Origin of the sequence: Pedobacter sp. JY14-1, assembly GCF_029269825.1 — a bacterium.
Classification (GTDB): domain Bacteria; phylum Bacteroidota; class Bacteroidia; order Sphingobacteriales; family Sphingobacteriaceae; genus Pedobacter.
In genome coordinates this window covers 178,642-195,587 of the sequence record NZ_JARJHU010000001.1, presented here as the reverse complement: position 1 = coordinate 195,587, position 16,946 = coordinate 178,642, and the positions used below count along the sequence as shown (strand labels likewise).

The 16,946-nt window shown below is 48.5% G+C and carries 12 protein-coding genes and 1 tRNA gene; 6 read left to right on the top strand and 7 right to left on the bottom strand.

The window, feature by feature from the left end; genetic code table 11:
* The first annotated feature begins 5 nt into the window (after positions 1-5).
* Entirely contained in the window at positions 6-704 is a 699-nt protein-coding gene (gene rpiA, locus P2W84_RS00830; protein WP_276088196.1) for a ribose 5-phosphate isomerase A, read from the top strand.
* 1 nt (position 705) lies between these two features.
* On the opposite strand, the gene P2W84_RS00825 is transcribed toward rpiA, so the two are convergent.
* The 4 genes from P2W84_RS00825 to P2W84_RS00810 form a co-directional block, all read right to left on the bottom strand.
* Positions 706-1,659 (bottom strand): SDR family oxidoreductase, encoded by a 954-nt coding sequence (locus tag P2W84_RS00825; RefSeq protein ID WP_276088195.1) that lies wholly within the window; start codon positions 1,657-1,659, stop codon positions 706-708.
* An 82-nt stretch (positions 1,660-1,741) separates the two neighbouring features.
* A complete protein-coding gene (locus P2W84_RS00820) occupies positions 1,742-4,249 on the bottom strand; it encodes a cation-translocating P-type ATPase (protein WP_276088194.1) in 2,508 nt (835 codons plus the stop codon).
* 63 nt (positions 4,250-4,312) lie between these two features.
* On the bottom strand, positions 4,313-5,617 hold the full coding sequence (locus tag P2W84_RS00815; protein WP_276088193.1) for an alpha/beta hydrolase-fold protein: 1,305 nt from the start codon (positions 5,615-5,617) through the stop codon (positions 4,313-4,315).
* Between the two features lie 195 nt (positions 5,618-5,812).
* On the bottom strand, positions 5,813-7,474 hold the full coding sequence (locus tag P2W84_RS00810; RefSeq protein WP_276088192.1) for a DUF4932 domain-containing protein: 1,662 nt from the start codon (positions 7,472-7,474) through the stop codon (positions 5,813-5,815).
* A gap of 159 nt (positions 7,475-7,633) precedes the next feature.
* Between P2W84_RS00810 and P2W84_RS00805 the strand changes: the two genes are divergently transcribed.
* The 4 genes from P2W84_RS00805 (at position 7,634) to P2W84_RS00790 (ending at position 12,961) form a co-directional block, all read left to right on the top strand.
* A complete protein-coding gene (locus P2W84_RS00805) occupies positions 7,634-9,871 on the top strand; it encodes a heavy metal translocating P-type ATPase (protein ID WP_276088191.1) in 2,238 nt (745 codons plus the stop codon).
* A 109-nt stretch (positions 9,872-9,980) separates the two neighbouring features.
* The gene (locus tag P2W84_RS00800; protein WP_276088190.1) at positions 9,981-10,202 is read left to right on the top strand and encodes a heavy-metal-associated domain-containing protein; all 222 of its coding nucleotides are present in this window, start codon (positions 9,981-9,983) and stop codon (positions 10,200-10,202) included.
* Between the two features lie 12 nt (positions 10,203-10,214).
* Complete coding sequence (locus tag P2W84_RS00795; protein ID WP_276088189.1) at positions 10,215-10,655, top strand: DUF3347 domain-containing protein; 441 nt, start codon at positions 10,215-10,217, stop codon at positions 10,653-10,655.
* Positions 10,656-10,687: 32 nt separating this feature from the next.
* Positions 10,688-12,961, top strand: coding sequence for a multicopper oxidase domain-containing protein (locus P2W84_RS00790; protein ID WP_276088188.1), 2,274 nt, complete (start codon positions 10,688-10,690; stop codon positions 12,959-12,961).
* Positions 12,962-13,074: 113 nt separating this feature from the next.
* On the opposite strand, the gene P2W84_RS00785 is transcribed toward P2W84_RS00790, so the two are convergent.
* Positions 13,075-13,148, bottom strand: a tRNA-Arg gene (locus P2W84_RS00785).
* A 250-nt stretch (positions 13,149-13,398) separates the two neighbouring features.
* On the opposite strand from P2W84_RS00785, the gene P2W84_RS00780 reads away from it, so the two are divergent.
* Entirely contained in the window at positions 13,399-14,772 is a 1,374-nt protein-coding gene (locus P2W84_RS00780; RefSeq protein ID WP_276088187.1) for an alpha-L-fucosidase, read from the top strand.
* 37 nt (positions 14,773-14,809) lie between these two features.
* On the opposite strand, the gene P2W84_RS00775 is transcribed toward P2W84_RS00780, so the two are convergent.
* Entirely contained in the window at positions 14,810-15,373 is a 564-nt protein-coding gene (locus P2W84_RS00775; protein ID WP_276089025.1) for an AraC family transcriptional regulator, read from the bottom strand.
* Between the two features lie 80 nt (positions 15,374-15,453).
* Complete coding sequence (locus P2W84_RS00770) at positions 15,454-16,857, bottom strand: exonuclease domain-containing protein (RefSeq protein ID WP_276088186.1); 1,404 nt, start codon at positions 16,855-16,857, stop codon at positions 15,454-15,456.
* Positions 16,858-16,946: the final 89 nt, after the last annotated feature.

Genomic DNA, 16,946 nt, shown 5'->3' with positions numbered 1-16,946 from the left:
GCGGCATGGCAGATCTTAAACTTGAAGCGGCAAAAGCCGCAGTAAAACGGATATCTCCAGGCCAGATCATTGGTCTTGGGGCAGGGAGTACCGTCGCTCATCTGGTCGATCTCGTAAGCCAGGAGCAAAGGCTATCGGGAAATGTGACCTTTGTATCTTCGTCCTTTAAGACCAATGTATATTTGCTCCATAAAGGTCAGCGTGTACAGACTGCGGGTAATACCAGCAGTATCGATATTTATTTCGATGGCTGTGACCAGTTTGATAACAGTTTGAATGCCCTGAAAAGCGGCGGCGGTATACATACTACGGAAAAGATACTCGCAAGTGCCGCATCCGACTTTATCCTGATCGGAGATGAAGGAAAATATGCGGAAAGACTGGATACCAGCCGTTACCCCCTGGTTATCGAGATACTGCCGCAGGCCCTCAGCTCAGTCGTCACCAAGATCGCATCGGAACTGCCCGCTGCGAAGCTGGTACAGCGCATGAGTAATCAGAAAGATGGTGCGCTCATTTCTGATAATGGCAATTACCTTGCAGATATTTTTCTCGATGAACCTGGCGACCTGGCTGCACTCAACATCAAGATCAAAATGATACCTGGCATTGTAGAGCATTCCTTATTTTACAATCTGGCCAGCCTCGCCATTATTGCAGGGCCTGACGGCATCCGTGAGCTCACGCGGGCCCAGTTGTCTTAAATTATTTTTTCAGCAGGATCACTACGCCTGCTGCCAGGGCCAGCAGACCACCCGCGAGATATTTGCGATGGGCCTTGGGTTTGCCCGGTAATCCCCAGCCGCCATGCACCGCATTTCCGAAAGGAACGGGGTTGAACAAGTTCCCATCGGTTTTGGTGATCGGCTCTGCCTTTTTCAGGTATTTTCTGATCACCATCCCGGAGATGCTCCTGGTAAGGTTAGGGAACAGGGCATGTGACAGCCGCAGCAATACAGAAATGCTGCCCACCATCGTTTCCGATCTCGGATGGTCGCTGAGTTCGACGACAGCTGCTGCAACCCTTTGCGGATCATATACCGGGGGTGCGGGCCTGATCTGCCTGCCTGTATAATTGGCCGCATGCTGTATGCCAGGGGTATCCAGGAAAGCCGGAAAGACGTCGCATACATGAATGTCGCTGTGATTACTCAGCTCGGCTTTTAAGGCCTCTGAGAATCCCCGCAGCCCAAACTTGCTGGCCGAATAACCAACACCGAAGGCTACCGGAAGAAAACCGCCTATGGAAATATTGTTGATAATGGTGCCAAAACCCTGCTTTTTAAAATAAGGCAGCACTGCATGGGCACCGTGGATATAACCCATCAGGTTGGTTCTGATTACCTGGTCATGCACTTCCATGGGTGTATCGTCAAATTTACCGGCAGCAAGTACCCCGGCATTGTTTACCCAGACATCTATGCCGGTTCCGAACCCGTCAGCATGTGCCGCCAGGTTGATCATGTCAGATGGCTCTGTAACATCAGTTTCCAGGCAGCTTACCCTTGAGCCCAGCTCACGGCATTCTCCGGCGACCAGCTCCAGTTCGTTCATGCTCCGCGATGCCAGCACCAATGTGTATTTCCTCGTTGCGAAAGCGAGTGCTATTGCCTTACCTACACCGCTTGATGCCCCTGTGATAACGATAGTCTTGTTCATAAGCCTTGTTTTGCATTTGCCCTTTGTACCTCTGACTAACTGTTACCGCACGGAAATTGTTTCAGAAACCTCGATTTGTAAATTATTGACGGATACTGATCCTTTTTATCCCTTTATACACTTCAAACCATAATACCGATGCAGATGCGACACCAAACGCCGTACCTGTCTCTTTTACCTCCAACCCAGTTAAACGGAAGAAATCAGCCAGAGGTTCAACATACAATATGGCAAAAAGCAGGATGAGGGTTAAGCTGCTGACCACTGCAAATAACCTGTTTTTGTTGCTGAAGCTTTCAAACAGGCTGTAATAGAAGGAACGATTGGCCAGGCTCAGCAAAATATTGGCAAAAATGAGGGTCGTAAAAACCATTGCCCTTGTTTTTTCTTCGCTGCCGCCGGCCTGCACAGTATACTGATAAATGAATAATACACCTGCAGTGATGGCCACTCCCTGAATGATACTGATGGCCAGCTCTTTCCAGTTCAGGAAGGTGTCGGTCATCTTTCGGGGCGGCCGGGACATGGTATTCCGCTCCATGGGCTCGTTTTCATAGACAATGGAACAGGTGGGCCCCATCACCAGCTCTAAAAAGATCACGTGTACCGGTGTAAATATCTGAGGAAACACCCAACCCAAAAACAGTGGCAGGGAAACGGTAAGGATAATGGGTATATGAATGGAGATGATATACTGAACGGCTTTTTTGATATTGGCATAAATTCTTCTGCCTGATGCGATACCGGTGATCAGCTTGTCGAGATCGTCATTGGTAATCACCAGAGCTGCTGCTGCTTTGGCTATTTCTGTCCCTTTGTTGCCCATGGCCACACCGATATGTGCAGCTTTTAAGGCCGGACCATCATTAACGCCGTCACCCAGCATGGCCACCACTTCCCCTTTCTTTTTCAAAGCATTCACTACAGCCAGTTTGGCCTCCGGAAACATTCTGGTAAACAATACTTTATCTTCAGTTACCTGCAGAAGCTCCTCTTCAGAATATGCCATGATCTCTTTGCCCTCGACGGTCCTGCCCGTATCTGAGATCCCTGCCTGAGCGGCAATGCTTCTGGTCGTATCGGTATTGTCCCCGGTAATCACTTTTACCTGGATACCGGCATCGTAAATATGCCGGAATACTTCCTGTATTCCTTTTTTCGGCGGGTCGTAGAATACGGTCAGACCTAGAAAATCAAACCTGAGGTCCTGTTGCTTTACAGGAAAGTGGTTGCCTTCAAAATTCGATCTGCCCACGCCCAGGATCCGGAATCCCTGTTGCCCCAAAGTTTCGATAATCTTCCGTACGCTGTTTTTTTCGTCCTCCGAAAGGGTGGAAACGCTGAGCATGGCTTCCGGGGCTCCCTTTGCGGCAATGATCCGTTGCTTTCCGTCATTTTCAAAAACATGTGTCATCATAGGCGGCTTACCATCCAGCGGATATTCATGTATCATCCCAAATGCTTTACGGTGGTCTTCTGCCTGAGTTTGTTCGTATACCTTGTGCAAGGTCTTTTCCATCGGATCAAAAGGCACGGGCTCACTGCTCCACATGGCATAGTCGATCAGTGTGGAAAGTGCAGGGTCACCGAAATCTTTTTCTTCAAAAAGCTGATTCGAACCGTAGTCGTAAAGAAGTTTCAGCTGCATCGTATTTTCGGTAATGGTTCCGGTTTTATCGGTGCAGATCACGGTTGTGCTGCCCAAAGTCTCCACAATGCTGCTCCGCTTGACAATAATGCCCTCACGCATCAGCTTCCAGGCACCCAATGCCATGAAAGTGGTGAAAGCCACCGGGATTTCCTCGGGTAACACAGACATGGCCAGGGTGAGGCCATTGAGCAGACTGTCAAGGAGATTGCCGGTATGGTAGTATTTTACTGCACAGACCAGCCCGAAGATGGCGATGCCCACAATGGCCATCGTTTTTACAAACCTTCTGATTTGAAGCTGCAAAGGTGACGCTTCTTCTTTTATGCCCGAAATCGAAATGCCGATTTTACCCAGACGGGTTTCTTTCCCGATTTTCTCCACTTCAAAAACGGCTAAACCCGATACGGATAAAGTTCCGCTATAGACCGCATTGTCTTCACTGTCACTGTTTTTGAATACCGACAAACTTTCACCAGTCAGAGAGGCCTCATTAACGGAAAAATCGTTACTGTGCACGATCCGGCCATCTGCATTGATCATTTTTCCCTCTTCAGTAATGCAGAGATCGCCTACAACAATTTCATGGGTCGGGATTTGGACCACCCGTGCATTGCGTATGACTATGCTTAAAGGTTCATTCAGTTTTTCCAGTGCCTCCAGCGCTTTTTTGCTGCGGGTGTCCTGATATAACGAAATCGCAGAAACAGCAACGATCGCCAGAAACATAAACGAGGCTTCGCCATAGTCGCCGACGATGAGATAAATCACCGAAATGGCAAAGAGCAGTATCAGCATAGGCTCTTTCAGTATGCCGATCAGCAACTCCAGTCCGGTGCTTTTATGGATTTTGTCCATCCGGTTGTAGCCATACTTTTTCCTGGAGGCGGCGACTGCGCCATCATTGAGGCCTTTCAGATGGTCAGGTATATTATAAGCCATAAATGGTCCTGTTTAGACCATTAAATTAGTCATTCAGATTGAGTTCGCATGCCGTCTTAATATTTAGTCTGAAATATTTCCACTCAGGTCATCTATTTGTTGCTGTATTTCTTGCGTCAGCGCTTCACTGCGGACTTTGAAGTGATCTGCCCCGGGTATGATCTTAACCTTAATTCTTGCATTTACGGCGCTTGCTTTCCGGCCAAACGATTCAGCAGATTCGTTTAACCGGAAATTGTCCTCACTTCCGGCGTAAATTGTAATTCCTCCCTGTGGAAGTTTGTCAATTGCTTTCCCCATTTTTTCAAGCCGGAGTGCAAGATCGTACATTCGCCAGCTTTGCACTACACGCCGGTTAATCCGGCCACTTGTCATATCGAATATAGGAACGGGCCGGCCATCTTTGTCAGGTAAACCAAATTCTGCTTCAAAGGATTGCTGCTGACCTCCGTCCCCTTCAAAATTTTCCCACCTGTAGGATTTGCGCATGGTACTTTTATACCCATTCGCTGTTTTATAAATTCCCCTTTCAGAGCCGTCCTTATTCATGTAGTAGTTCGTGTCCTGATACAAATTTACTCCCGTAAACGAACTGAAATCAAGTGGATCCGGCGACGTTGCCCAGGCGCCTCCGAAATGTTCCGGGTAATTCATGGCAAGCCAGACTACTCCGTAACCGCCAGAACTCTGGCCGGTAAGGAAAGCGTGCCCTGGGTTTGGGGATACACGATAAGTCCGGCGCAAATAGGGTAGCATTTCTTTAACCAGCGCTTTCCCCCAGGGTCCATTGACTCTTGAATCCACAAAGGCATGCAGGCCCCAGGGCGTTTGTGATTCGGCATTCAGATAGACATAAATTTTCTCCTTACCGGTTCCAACTCCGTATGTTCGCTGATTTCCTGGGATTGCCCCGTGATGATGCGTTCCGCCCCAGCCAGGAATGATAAAGACGACAGGATAGATTCTATCGGGTTTTTCATAAAATGAATCAGGTAAGATCAACGCCGCCTGTACAAATATTGAGTCATGGTGGAAGCGGCTTAACAGATCGGAATGCAGCCTGATCTCCCGCACGAAACGGGTGGGTCTGAATTCACGTTCCCTGAAAGTTCTGTTCAATACCAGGTTTCCTGTACCCCTGCCATTAGCATCAATATAAAGTATGGCTTCCTTACTTGAATACAGGTTGCCAGGTGCAGAATTGCCGCGACGGCGCGTATTGGTATCCAGCACAGCAACAAGACGATAATAACCCGGTCTTAACGAATCCAATGGGATGAGGTAGGGGGTGGAGGAGTTGTCGACGACCCGGCGTTCTCTGGCCGACCAGTTATGGACGTTGACCGCGTAGGCGGGTTCCTTTTCCATAACTTCCGGGGTAAACTCCTTAGTGGTGTCGCTTAAGGTATAAACACGCAATCGTCCCTTATAAGGACCAAATAATCCCGAATCAAGACTAACGGCTATTTTGACTTGGGCAGCGCATTCAGCCTGACAGAATGAAATTATCAGCAATAATGCAGAGCAGAGTTTTAACATAGAACTATCTTTTTTCATCAGCCACTATTTTGCTAACCAGACCGAAGCCTGTCTTTTAAAATCCCCGTATTTAATGGTGACAAAATTCCTGAAGATATGGTAATTGCCACTGCCGTTCATGATCCTGTTAAAGTCTACCAGGTTTGCTGGATTTTGTGCAGTATAAACGGCCATCACATTTTCAGGATTAACAGGATTGACCCAGCCGATCAGCATTCCATAACCAGTACCATTGTATACATTTTCACCAATGATTTTGTCGTCATATATACCGACAGGCAATTCAGCCAGATGTTCTTTTAAAAACCGGTTGCCGGATGGAGTGCCCCAAACTGACAGATTGTAGGGAGACAGGTCCATTTTTAATGCGGTGGTGTCATCTACCGTTTTTGCATCCTTTAGTGCAGAAACCTGATTTTTAAATTTTGAAATAAAATCTTTCAGCTTCAGGTCGGCATCCTTGTCTTTTTCACCGGTCGGAAGTATGAAAAGAATATGCTTCCTGCTGTATATGGCGCCTATTTCAGGAATTGAGCTGAGGTCTGGTTTCTTTAGTGGTTCTTTTTCCGCTAACCACAAATCAATATCATGCTGTTTAACCGCTTTGAGGCATTCAAATATTTTCGGAATAAAACTATCCAGATCGGGGTAGGTATTCCGGTTAGATTCATAATATTTGAGCGCTTTGATCAGGGGATTCAGGTAAATCCAATCCTTAGCTTTCTGCAATCTGACAAAATTGAGATCGGCAGCGTCTTCTCCAAACTTTTTTGCCGCCATCCTGCAGGCTATGGCCTCTGTCAGGTGTTCTTTCACTACGGATTCCCATGAACTGTAAGCCTGGGCTTTCATCGATTCTTTTACGGGAGGCCATAAATAATTTAATTCTTCAAAACGGGCATTTGCCCTTTCAATGGCAGGGTTGGCAAAGGAATGGGCAAATTCATGCCATATCAGCCGATAGAGTGCCGCTACGTCAAATGTAGGTACGCGTATGGCCATTTTTTCGGGAGCAATTATTGCATACAGCTCCGCCTGATTACCTTTGAATATCCTTGGTCCGAAATTTCCCCATCCCAGGAAATTTACGATCACGTTAAACTGAACTGCGCTTTTGTCTTTAACCCCGCAATAATCCAGAAGACGGTTTTTTTCATCGAAATCAGGCAGGTTGTAAGTTAGACTTTCCAAAGAGATTTTGTACAGATCCAAATTTCGGTTGAAGAACCCGGCATACCCGGACTTTGCAGCGAAATCTTTCATCATCAGCCTCAGGGAATCCAGCTTTGGATTTTCTTTCTCACTGTAGGGAACGTCTTTGCGCCATTCAAGATCATTATCCAGGTGAATCAGGAACCATATAGGGGCATCTATTGTTTTGAACAATTTGCCGTAAACAGGGTTTTGTTTTAAAAAGGCAAATAGCGGATGATCCTTAAAGGGAGCAAAATTCGCCTGTATTTTTTCTTTGTAATCCAATCCGATAAAATTAACCAGCGGGATGCCACTGATCACTTCTATGGTATGAAACAATTCAATTCTCGGATCAACAGTGAAGTTTACTCCGTTCAGTTCAATTTTACATGCTTTGAATTTTTTTCTGATCCCGCTGTAGTGTGCAAAGACTGAATATGGGCCAACGATTAATAATAGCACAAGCAATAGCTGCGGTAGTTTTCTTCTCATCATAAATTTATTTAGACATTTCTATCCAGGAGACACAGAAAATTTCCCGCCGTTGCTTCCGGTTCCCGGACAAGCTGTAAATCTTACAAACAAAATCCAAAATTCTGTAAGTGCCGGCTGCCCGCTAATCACCAATTTTGCTGAAGAAAGTTGAATATTATGGTAAAGGACAATGTACAGGAGAGATATGGGGTTGCCACCGTCAAAAAGACCTTCCCGGTCCTGCACATGAGTTGTGCCTCGTGTGCTTCAAGTGCAGAAAGCATTGTTAAGCATGCCCAGGGTGTGGTCAGTGCATCAGTAAACTTTGCAACGGGCAGCCTGACGGTAGAATACCTGCCCGGTGAGACCAATCCACAAGTGCTGCAGCAAGCAGTTCAGTCGGTAGGTTACGACCTGTTGATCCAGGAAGACTCCGCCCAGCAGGAGACCCTGGAAAGTATTCACCAGGAAAAATACCATAAGCTGAAAAGAAAAACACTGCTGGCGGTATTGCTTTCGGCACCGCTGGTCGTTATCGGGATGTTTTTTATGGATATGGCTTATGCCAACGAGCTGATGTGGCTGTTATCTACCCCGGTTGTCGGCTGGCTGGGGAAGGATTTCTTTGTCAATGCCTGGAAACAGGCCAGGCACCGCTCGGCCAATATGGATACCCTGGTGGCCCTGAGTACAGGTATTGCCTACCTGTTCAGCTTGTTCAATATGTTATTTCCTGAATTCTGGCATAAAAGGGGACTGCATGCGCACGTTTATTTCGAAGCCGCTGCCGTAGTGATCGCTTTCATACTGCTGGGCAAATTGCTGGAAGAAAAAGCCAAAGGCAATACTTCCACTGCCATAAAAAAGCTGATGGGGCTGCAGCCTAAAACCGTAACACTGGTTAAGGACGATGGCAGCGAGCAGCAGGTAGCCATTGAAGACGTGCAGGCCGGGTCCAGGATCTTGGTAAGACCGGGTGAGCGGATCGCCGTGGACGGAATTGTTTCGGCAGGGGAATCCTACGTGGACGAGAGTATGCTGAGTGGTGAGCCCGTACCGGTGCTGAAATCAAAGGATGAAAAGGTATTTGCGGGTACCATCAATCAAAAGGGCAGTTTCCATTTTACTGCGGTTAAGGTGGGTAAGGATACCATGCTCGCGCATATCATTAAAATGGTTCAGGATGCCCAGGGCAGTAAAGCACCGGTTCAAAAACTGGTGGATAAGATCGCCGGGATCTTTGTTCCGGTAGTGATCGGTATTGCGCTGCTGAGCTTTGCTTTATGGGTGGTTTTAGGCGGCGAAAACGGCCTGGTTCACGGACTGCTTGCCGCGGTGACGGTACTGGTGATCGCCTGCCCGTGCGCATTGGGGCTGGCTACCCCGACCGCAATTATGGTGGGCGTTGGTAGAGGCGCGGAAAACGGAATATTGATCAAGGACGCAGAAAGCCTGGAACTGGCTAAGCAAGTAGATGCGATGGTACTGGATAAAACAGGTACCATTACTGAAGGCCGGCCCCAGGTTACCGGCATTAAATGGCTGTACGGGAATCCGGATAGTGCAGCGATATTGCTGGCTATGGAAAAGCAGTCGGAGCATCCGCTTGCTGAAGCGGTTGCGGGCTACCTGAACCAGCTTAGCCCGGCTGCTATCTCGGGTTTTGAAAGCGTAACGGGTAAGGGGGTGAAGGCTTTCGCCGAAGGAGAAAACTATTTTACCGGCAATGAAGCATTGCTGAAAGAAAACGGGATAACTATTGCCGCTGACCTGCAGGTGCAGGCCATTGAGTGGGCTGGTCAATCGCAGACCGTGATCTGGTTTGCCGACAGCAGTAAGGCGCTGGCTGTGCTGGCCATTTCCGACCAGATTAAGGAAAGCTCAGTCCGGGCAATTGCTGAGCTGCAGGAGCTGGGTATTGAGCTGTACATGCTTACCGGCGATAACCCTGCTACAGCAAAAGCCATCGCCGGACAAGCCGGGTTGAAACATTACCGGGCCGAGGTATTGCCACAGCAGAAGGCTGACTTCATTAAACAATTGCAAAAAGAAGGAAAGACCGTAGCTATGGTGGGCGACGGTATCAATGACAGTACGGCTCTGGCTACGGCAGATGTCAGCATAGCGATGGGCAAGGGGAGCGATATTGCAATGGACGTGGCCAAAATGACCATTATTTCTTCTGATCTGACCAGGATCTCCCAGGCCATCAGGCTGTCCAGGCATACCGTAGCCACCATCAGACAAAACCTGTTCTGGGCATTTATCTATAACCTGATCGGTATCCCCATTGCTGCGGGCGTTCTTTATCCGGTCAACGGATTCCTGCTGAACCCGATGATTGCCGGAGCCGCTATGGCCCTGAGCAGTGTCAGCGTGGTGAGCAACAGCCTCAGGTTAAAGTGGAAGAAATGAAATGTTGAACAGGGAAGGGCTAGCAGTAAAAGTTACAAATCATACTCAAAATTGTGTAACCCCGCCAGGCCTGTTATTTTGGAAATTTGTATCATAAAACAATTAAACAATGGAAAATAAAAGCTTTCAATTCAAGACCAATATCAACTGCGGCGGATGTGTCGCTACTGTTACGCCCCATCTGGACCAGGTAGCCGGCAAGGGGAACTGGAATGTAGATACCGCAAATAAAGACAAGATACTTACTGTAAGCACGGATGCAGCAGGTGAGGATCAGATTATAGCGACCATTAAAAAAACAGGGTTCAGGATTGAACCATTACACACCTAAAAAAATAAAAAGATGAAAAAGTTATTTTTTCTGTTGGCAGTAGTGCTGGTAAATTATTCAGCCTTTGCCCAAAACACGACAAAACTGCTTGACCAATACCTGGCCGTTAAAAATGCCCTGGTGGCATCGGACGGCAAAGCTGCCTCCCAGGCCATTGCTGCCCTTCAGCAGGGTTTGAGCGTTGCGGGAGATTTCGGGGGAAAAGACGCCTTGGTGAAAGCAACTGGCACACTGGCAAAAGCCGGTAACATTGACAAGCAGAGGGCAGGTTTTAATGAGCTTTCTGTTGCGCTGTGGAAAGTGGTAAAGGCGGATGACAAGGTAGAAGGAAATGTGTATTACCAATATTGTCCGATGAAAAAGGCTTATTGGCTCAGCAAGGAAAAGGACATCAAAAACCCGTATTACGGTGCTTCGATGCTGACCTGCGGCAAGGTGGCTGAAACCAGGTAGGCTAAATAGAGGAACTAAAAAAAGAAGGACAGATGAGGAGATTGAGCATCATATTGTTGCTGATAGCTGGCGGTTTGTTCAGCCAGGCACAGGAGCATACCCATCATCTCCAGGCAGGCAGCAATAAGCAGCAGCAGGAACCTGTCGTAAGCATGTCACCGGCAAGGACAAAAGTCATAAGGCCGGTACGGCCGGCGAAAACCATCCACTACGACCTGTATGTGAAAGATACGCTGGTCAGCTATGGTAAAAAGATAAAACGGGCCATAGCTGTGAACGGACAAATACCTATGCCTACACTGGAGTTCAATGAAGGCGATACTGCTGAAATCGTGGTGCATAACCTGCTGAAGGAAAGTACCTCTCTGCACTGGCATGGGGTGTTTCTGCCGAATAAAGAGGATGGAGTGCCTTTTCTCACCCAGAAACCCATCGGGCCCGGCACGACTTACACCTACCGTTTTCCGATCATTCAGCACGGCACACACTGGTACCACTCTCATTCCGGCCTTCAGGAACAGATCGGCATGTACGGCAATTTCATCATGCACAAGCGGTCAGACGATAAAACCTTTCGCAGTGGCATTGATGACCTTCCCACCGTTCCCCTGATGATCAGTGAATGGACAGACCTGAACCCTGATAATGTAAACCGGATGCTGCACAATGCCAGCGACTGGTTTGCCATTCGTAAAGGTGCAACCCAGAGTTATGCAGAGGCGGTGCGTAGCGGTCACTTCAAGACCAAGATCACCAATGAATGGAAACGTATGCTGGCTATGGACGTAAGTGATGTGTATTACGATAAGATCCTGCTCAACGGACAAAACCTGGCTGAGTTGAAGACCGTAGACGGAACGCCGCTGAAGGCAGGTGATAAAGTACGCCTGCGGATCGCTAACGGCGGCGCCTCGTCTTACTTCTGGCTGCGCTATGGCGGCGGCAAAATGGTAGTGGTAGCCAGTGATGGTAACGACGTAGAACCTGTAGAAGTAGACCGGCTGATCATCGCCGTATCGGAAACTTACGATGTTGTGGTTACCATTCCCGAAGATAAAAAGGCGTTTGAATTGATGGCCACCACCGAAGACCGCACCCAGTCTGCCAGTTATTTCATCGGCAACGGAGTGCGGCAGCCTGTTGGACCCATGCCTCGCCTGAAGTATTTCGAGGGCATGAAGATGATGAACGGCATGATGAAGATGAACGGCGACCTGGATGATATGGGTATGGAGATGAGCCTGAACCAGATGGACATGAACGTGGTCATGTATCCGGAGATCACCGGCCCTGACCTGGTCACGCTGAACTATTCCATGCTGAAATCTCCGTATAAAACATCGCTCCCTAAGCAGGCCCCGGTTAAAGAGTTGAAGTTTACCCTAACAGGCAGTATGAACCGTTATGTATGGAGCATGGATAACCGTATCCTGTCGGAAAGTGATAAGATCCCGGTTAAAAAAGGCGAGGTTCTGCGGATCACCCTGCACAACAATTCGATGATGCGCCACCCGATGCACCTGCATGGCTTTGATTTCAGGCTGCTGAACCAGCATGGCGATAATTCCCCGCTGAAAAACATCATAGACATCATGCCGATGGAAACCGACACCATTGAGTTTCTGGCCAATGAAGAAGGTGACTGGTTCTTTCACTGCCACATCCTTTACCACATGATGTCGGGTATGAACCGGGTCATGGCGGTTGGCGACTATGATAACCCGGAACTGCCCGATAAGGCGAAAGCCTATAAAAAGTTGCAGCAGGAAAGTGACATGGTCCACCTGTCGGCGCAAAACGACTTTGCCAGCAATGGCAATGACGGGGAAGCGATGCTGATGAAGGCACGCTGGAGCCTGGGCACCGAATGGCGTTTGGGTTACAGCAATATGCACGGCTTTGAAACCGAAACGCACCTGGGCCGTTACATTGGTAAAATGCAATGGCTGATGCCATTTATCGGCTTTGATTACAGGTACCGAAAAATGGGTATGGACGAACACGAGAAGAACCTGTTCGGCCAGGTCAACAAAAAGGACACCCGCCGTGCCCTGAGCCTCGGGGTGATGTACACGCTGCCCATGCTGGTTAATTTCCAGGCAGAGGTTTATCATGACGGTATAACAAGGCTTTCGCTGATGCGGGAAGATATTCCCGTTTCAAAACGGTTAAGAGCGGGATTTATGGTCAACACAGATATGGAATATATGGCTGACCTGCGGTATATCCTGACCCGGAACATCGGCATCCGTACGCATTACGACAGTGATATGGGTTTTGGTGTTGGCTTGAGTCTGAATTACTAGCAAACCGTCAGCCGGATAGGGGCTGCATAACAGACTGGTTAAAAAAAAAAGCCCGCTTTATTAGCGGGCTTTTTATCATTAGGCGCATATCAAACAGGATATGTCAATTTAAGTACCCCGGAAGGGATTCGAACCCCTGACCCACGGTTTAGAAAACCGTTGCTCTATCCAACTGAGCTACCGAGGCATCCGTTTGGGAGCGCCAAAGATATAAAAACAGTGTAACAAGCGCAAATTTTTCATCATTTTTCATGACCTCAGCGCGCTTAGCAGGCAATGCACCATGAAAACGACGTTGCCTCCACTGAATCCTAAATTGGATAAAAAAGCTTAACAATTAGGTAAATACGCTTAAGACATCACGGATAATCTCGGCTATCTTACATCTGGCAATGATTGAAACTGAGTTTCCCTGAACACCATTGACCACTAACCAAATGAGCACCTGTAAGTTAACTTTTAAAAGCACATTTCTTTGTCTGGTCATCACGGCACTTCTGGCTGCAGATACCTATTCTCAAAAACCACTGCCGGCTGAAACAGCTGCCCAAAAGGAGCAGCGGATGTCCTGGTGGAATCACGACCGTTTTGGCATGTTTATACACTGGGGACTTTATTCGCTGCCGGCAAGACATGAATGGGTAAAACGCTATGAATTGATGACTAACGAACAATATCAGCCCTATTTCAGCCTTTTTGACCCGGATCAGTATAACCCCAAAGCCTGGGCATTAAAGGCAAAGACAGCAGGGATGAGGTATGCCGTGCTTACCACCAAGCATCACGAAGGATTTTGCCTGTTCGACAGCAAGTACACAGACTATAAGTCGACAAATACGCCTGCCCGGCGGGATCTGGTAAAGGAATATGTCGACGCTTTCCGCGCGCAGGGTATGAAAGTAGGGTTCTATTACTCACTGATAGACTGGCACCATCCGGATTTTACGGTGGATGAACTTCACCCGCTGGCCCACAACGGGATTACAGAAGCTGAATATGCGGCGCTCAACAAGGGCCGCGATATGGCAAAATACCGCCAGTACATACGAAATCAAATCACAGAGCTGCTGACCAAATATGGGAAGATCGATATACTCTGGCTGGATTTTTCTTATCCGAATAAAAACGGACATGGAAAAGGTAAGGAGGACTGGGGAGCCCTTGAACTGCTCAGGCTGATCAGGAAACTTCAGCCAGGCATCATCGTCGATAACCGCCTGGACCTTGGCGACACTCCGGGCGCAGAGGATTTTGAAACCCCCGAGCAGGTAAAGGCTACTGAACTGGTAAAATACAGGGGAAAGACCTGGGAGACTTGTCAGACTTTTTCCGGTTCCTGGGGCTATCACCGTGACGAGAATACCTGGAAGACACCTAAACAGGTCCTTGATCTGCTGATCACTTCAGTAGCTAACGGTGGTAACCTGATTCTAAATGTCGGGCCTACGGCCAGGGGTGAGTTTGATTTTCGTGCGAACCGTGCCCTTGACAGTCTTGCCTACTGGATGCATGCCAACGAGAAGTCGATCTATGGCTGCACTTACGCTCCGGCTGAGATTAAGGCCGGCGATGATGTCCGCTATACCTATAACCCAAAGACGAAACGCCTGTACGTGCATTTGTTTGACTACAAACCGGGCGAAATCAGCTTGCCGGGGTTAAAGGACAAAGTAAAGTACGCGCAGTTCTTAAATGATAATTCTGAGCTCATCATACAAAAGAACAAGGGAGATGGCAACAGCCTGGTACTCACACTACCCAGATCCAAACCTCCTTACAGCGTTCCGGTCATTGAGCTGATCTTGCTGTAGCGCATTCGCCTGGCTGGCCTGCAGACTCCGGAGGACCTTACACCTGGTCAAGCGGGGTCCGCTTTTCTTCCCCGATTTTTTTAAACTGACTGGGTGTCAGGCCCGTCACTTTTTTAAACTGGTTACTGAGATAGGCCACACTTGAGTAGTTGAGTTTAAAGGCGATTTCGCTCAGTGAAAGTTCATCATACACCAAAAGCTCCTTGACACGTTCGACCTTCTGGGCGATCAGGTACTTTTCGATCGTTGTACCCTCTACTTCGGAAAACAAGTTGGAAAGGTAATTGTAATCATGGTGCAGCTCCCTGCTCAGTACATCAGAAAGATTGTTCTTTTGCCCTTCGTCCCGGTAGTGGACCAGTTCGATGATGATGCGCTTAATTTCTGCTATGATCCGTCCCTTCTTGTCATCAATGACCTGAAAACCCAGGGACACCAGGATCTCTTCCAGCTGCGCACTCTTTTCGGAAGAAAGTGTATCTGCTACCGTGGCTTCTCCAAGCTTCACACTTTCTACCTGGAGGCCAAGTTTCTCCAGTTCGTTCTGCACCACCAGGATACAGCGGTTGCAGACCATGTTTTTTATATGGAGTGTAGTCATTTGTCCAATGTCGCGATTCGCCATTTCATTTACAAATTTACGGTGTGATCACCGATTTCCGGGTGTGTGGGTCAATTTCATCAGAGCAATAGCTTTTTGTGCGGAAACCGCTCCGCATGCGAAAGTACGAGGTTCACGATGTAGTCATTGGAGGGTAGGGGCTTCAGCAAAGGTTTCAGCGCCTCGGCGGTTCCCGGCAGATCAGCCGCAGGCATGCCCGGTTCAGGCGCAGAAACGCTGCCTGCAATATAACCCATTCCGTAAAACCTGCCTTCTTCAACCAGCAGGCAACTGCGTTCTTCCCCGTGTCTTCCTTCGTCGATCAGGGCGAATGAAGGCAGCATGGCTTTCAGGTCTGCCATGGCATATTTTACACGTACATTATAGGCGGCTGCAGATTCCTTACCGATGCAGGCTCCCGCACAGCCTCCCTCAGCATGGGCCGTGCAGGCAAGGCGGCCCCGCTGTATGCTGCACAGCTTCTCGCAGAGCACGTGCGCGCTGGCCAGCATTCTCAGCAGATTATGCCCGTCCAGCAATGTATTGAAGCTGTACAAGGCGGGCACAAAGCGCTTATATTTGTCGATCCCCAGCCGAAGATAACCTTTCTGGTCCTCAAATACATACAGGCCATATTTGTGTTCAAATCGTTTCATGGCCCGGTTGTTATCCGGCCATAGCCGCTTAATCTCCGCGGCCTCCAGGATGAAGGCCATCAGTTCCGTCGCGCATACCTCGAAGTCTATGCTATAGATGTCCTTCAGGAAGTTCTGCCGCTGCCGTCCGGTGTTATTGCCGGTGAAATGTGAAGATACCCGCTTCCGGAGGCTTTTGGCCTTGCCGACATAAATGACCTTGCCCTTACTGTCCTTAAAATAGTAGACTCCCGGGCAGAGCGGCAGTTTGTCTACTTCCGTGCGTGGAAGGTTGGGGGGAAGGTTTTGTTCCTTCGCGCCCCGCCCCAGGATCTTCCCGATCAGCCCCTCAGTATCGGCTGCTACGAGCATGGCCAGCAAAACGGCGGTAGCTTCTGCGTCCCCTCCGGCGCGGTGACGGTTGCTGATACTGATGCCCAGCGTATTGCATAATTTTCCCAGACTGTAGGACGCATGCCCCGGCAGCAGCTTCCGGCTCATACGCACGGTACATAATTTTTTGCTTTGCAGTTCATAACCACAGCTTCCAAGCTGGTGCCTTACAAAAGAGTAGTCAAAATTCACATTGTGGGCTACAAATACCTTGTCCTGCAGCAATTCATATAATCTGCCGGCCACATCCTCAAATCTGGGCGCATCTGCTACCATTTCATCCGTGATACCCGTCAGCGCCTGTATGTAGACAGGTATTTCCTGGCCCGGGTTGAGCAGCGTTTCGTAGCGTTCCAGGATAGAGATTCCGTCATGCACCAGTACGGCAATCTCTGTAATGCCGTTCCCGGATGCGTATCCGCCGGTAGTTTCAATATCTACAACTGCATAAAGCATATATCAAATATGCTAAATTATTTAGTATAAATCATGCAGCAGATTGTCATCTGTTTATTTTTTTTGACACCGGAAGCAGGCTTCCTGAA

Bases quoted from the DNA above. Each gene is read 5' to 3' on its own strand.
- P2W84_RS00805 (WP_276088191.1), top strand. From the start codon at position 7,634: ATGGTAAAGGACAATGTACAGGAGAGATATGGGGTTGCCACCGTCAAA.
- P2W84_RS00780 (WP_276088187.1), top strand. From the start codon at position 13,399: ATGAGCACCTGTAAGTTAACTTTTAAAAGCACATTTCTTTGTCTGGTC.
- P2W84_RS00775 (WP_276089025.1), bottom strand. From the start codon at position 15,373: ATGACTACACTCCATATAAAAAACATGGTCTGCAACCGCTGTATCCTG.
- P2W84_RS00770 (WP_276088186.1), bottom strand. From the start codon at position 16,857: ATGCTTTATGCAGTTGTAGATATTGAAACTACCGGCGGATACGCATCC.
- P2W84_RS00820 (WP_276088194.1), bottom strand. From the start codon at position 4,249: ATGGCTTATAATATACCTGACCATCTGAAAGGCCTCAATGATGGCGCA.
- rpiA (WP_276088196.1), top strand. From the start codon at position 6: ATGGCAGATCTTAAACTTGAAGCGGCAAAAGCCGCAGTAAAACGGATA.
- P2W84_RS00815 (WP_276088193.1), bottom strand. From the start codon at position 5,617: ATGGAAAAGGAACCCGCCTACGCGGTCAACGTCCATAACTGGTCGGCC.
- P2W84_RS00800 (WP_276088190.1), top strand. From the start codon at position 9,981: ATGGAAAATAAAAGCTTTCAATTCAAGACCAATATCAACTGCGGCGGA.
- P2W84_RS00795 (WP_276088189.1), top strand. From the start codon at position 10,215: ATGAAAAAGTTATTTTTTCTGTTGGCAGTAGTGCTGGTAAATTATTCA.
- P2W84_RS00790 (WP_276088188.1), top strand. From the start codon at position 10,688: ATGAGGAGATTGAGCATCATATTGTTGCTGATAGCTGGCGGTTTGTTC.
- P2W84_RS00810 (WP_276088192.1), bottom strand. From the start codon at position 7,474: ATGAGAAGAAAACTACCGCAGCTATTGCTTGTGCTATTATTAATCGTT.
- P2W84_RS00825 (WP_276088195.1), bottom strand. From the start codon at position 1,659: ATGAACAAGACTATCGTTATCACAGGGGCATCAAGCGGTGTAGGTAAG.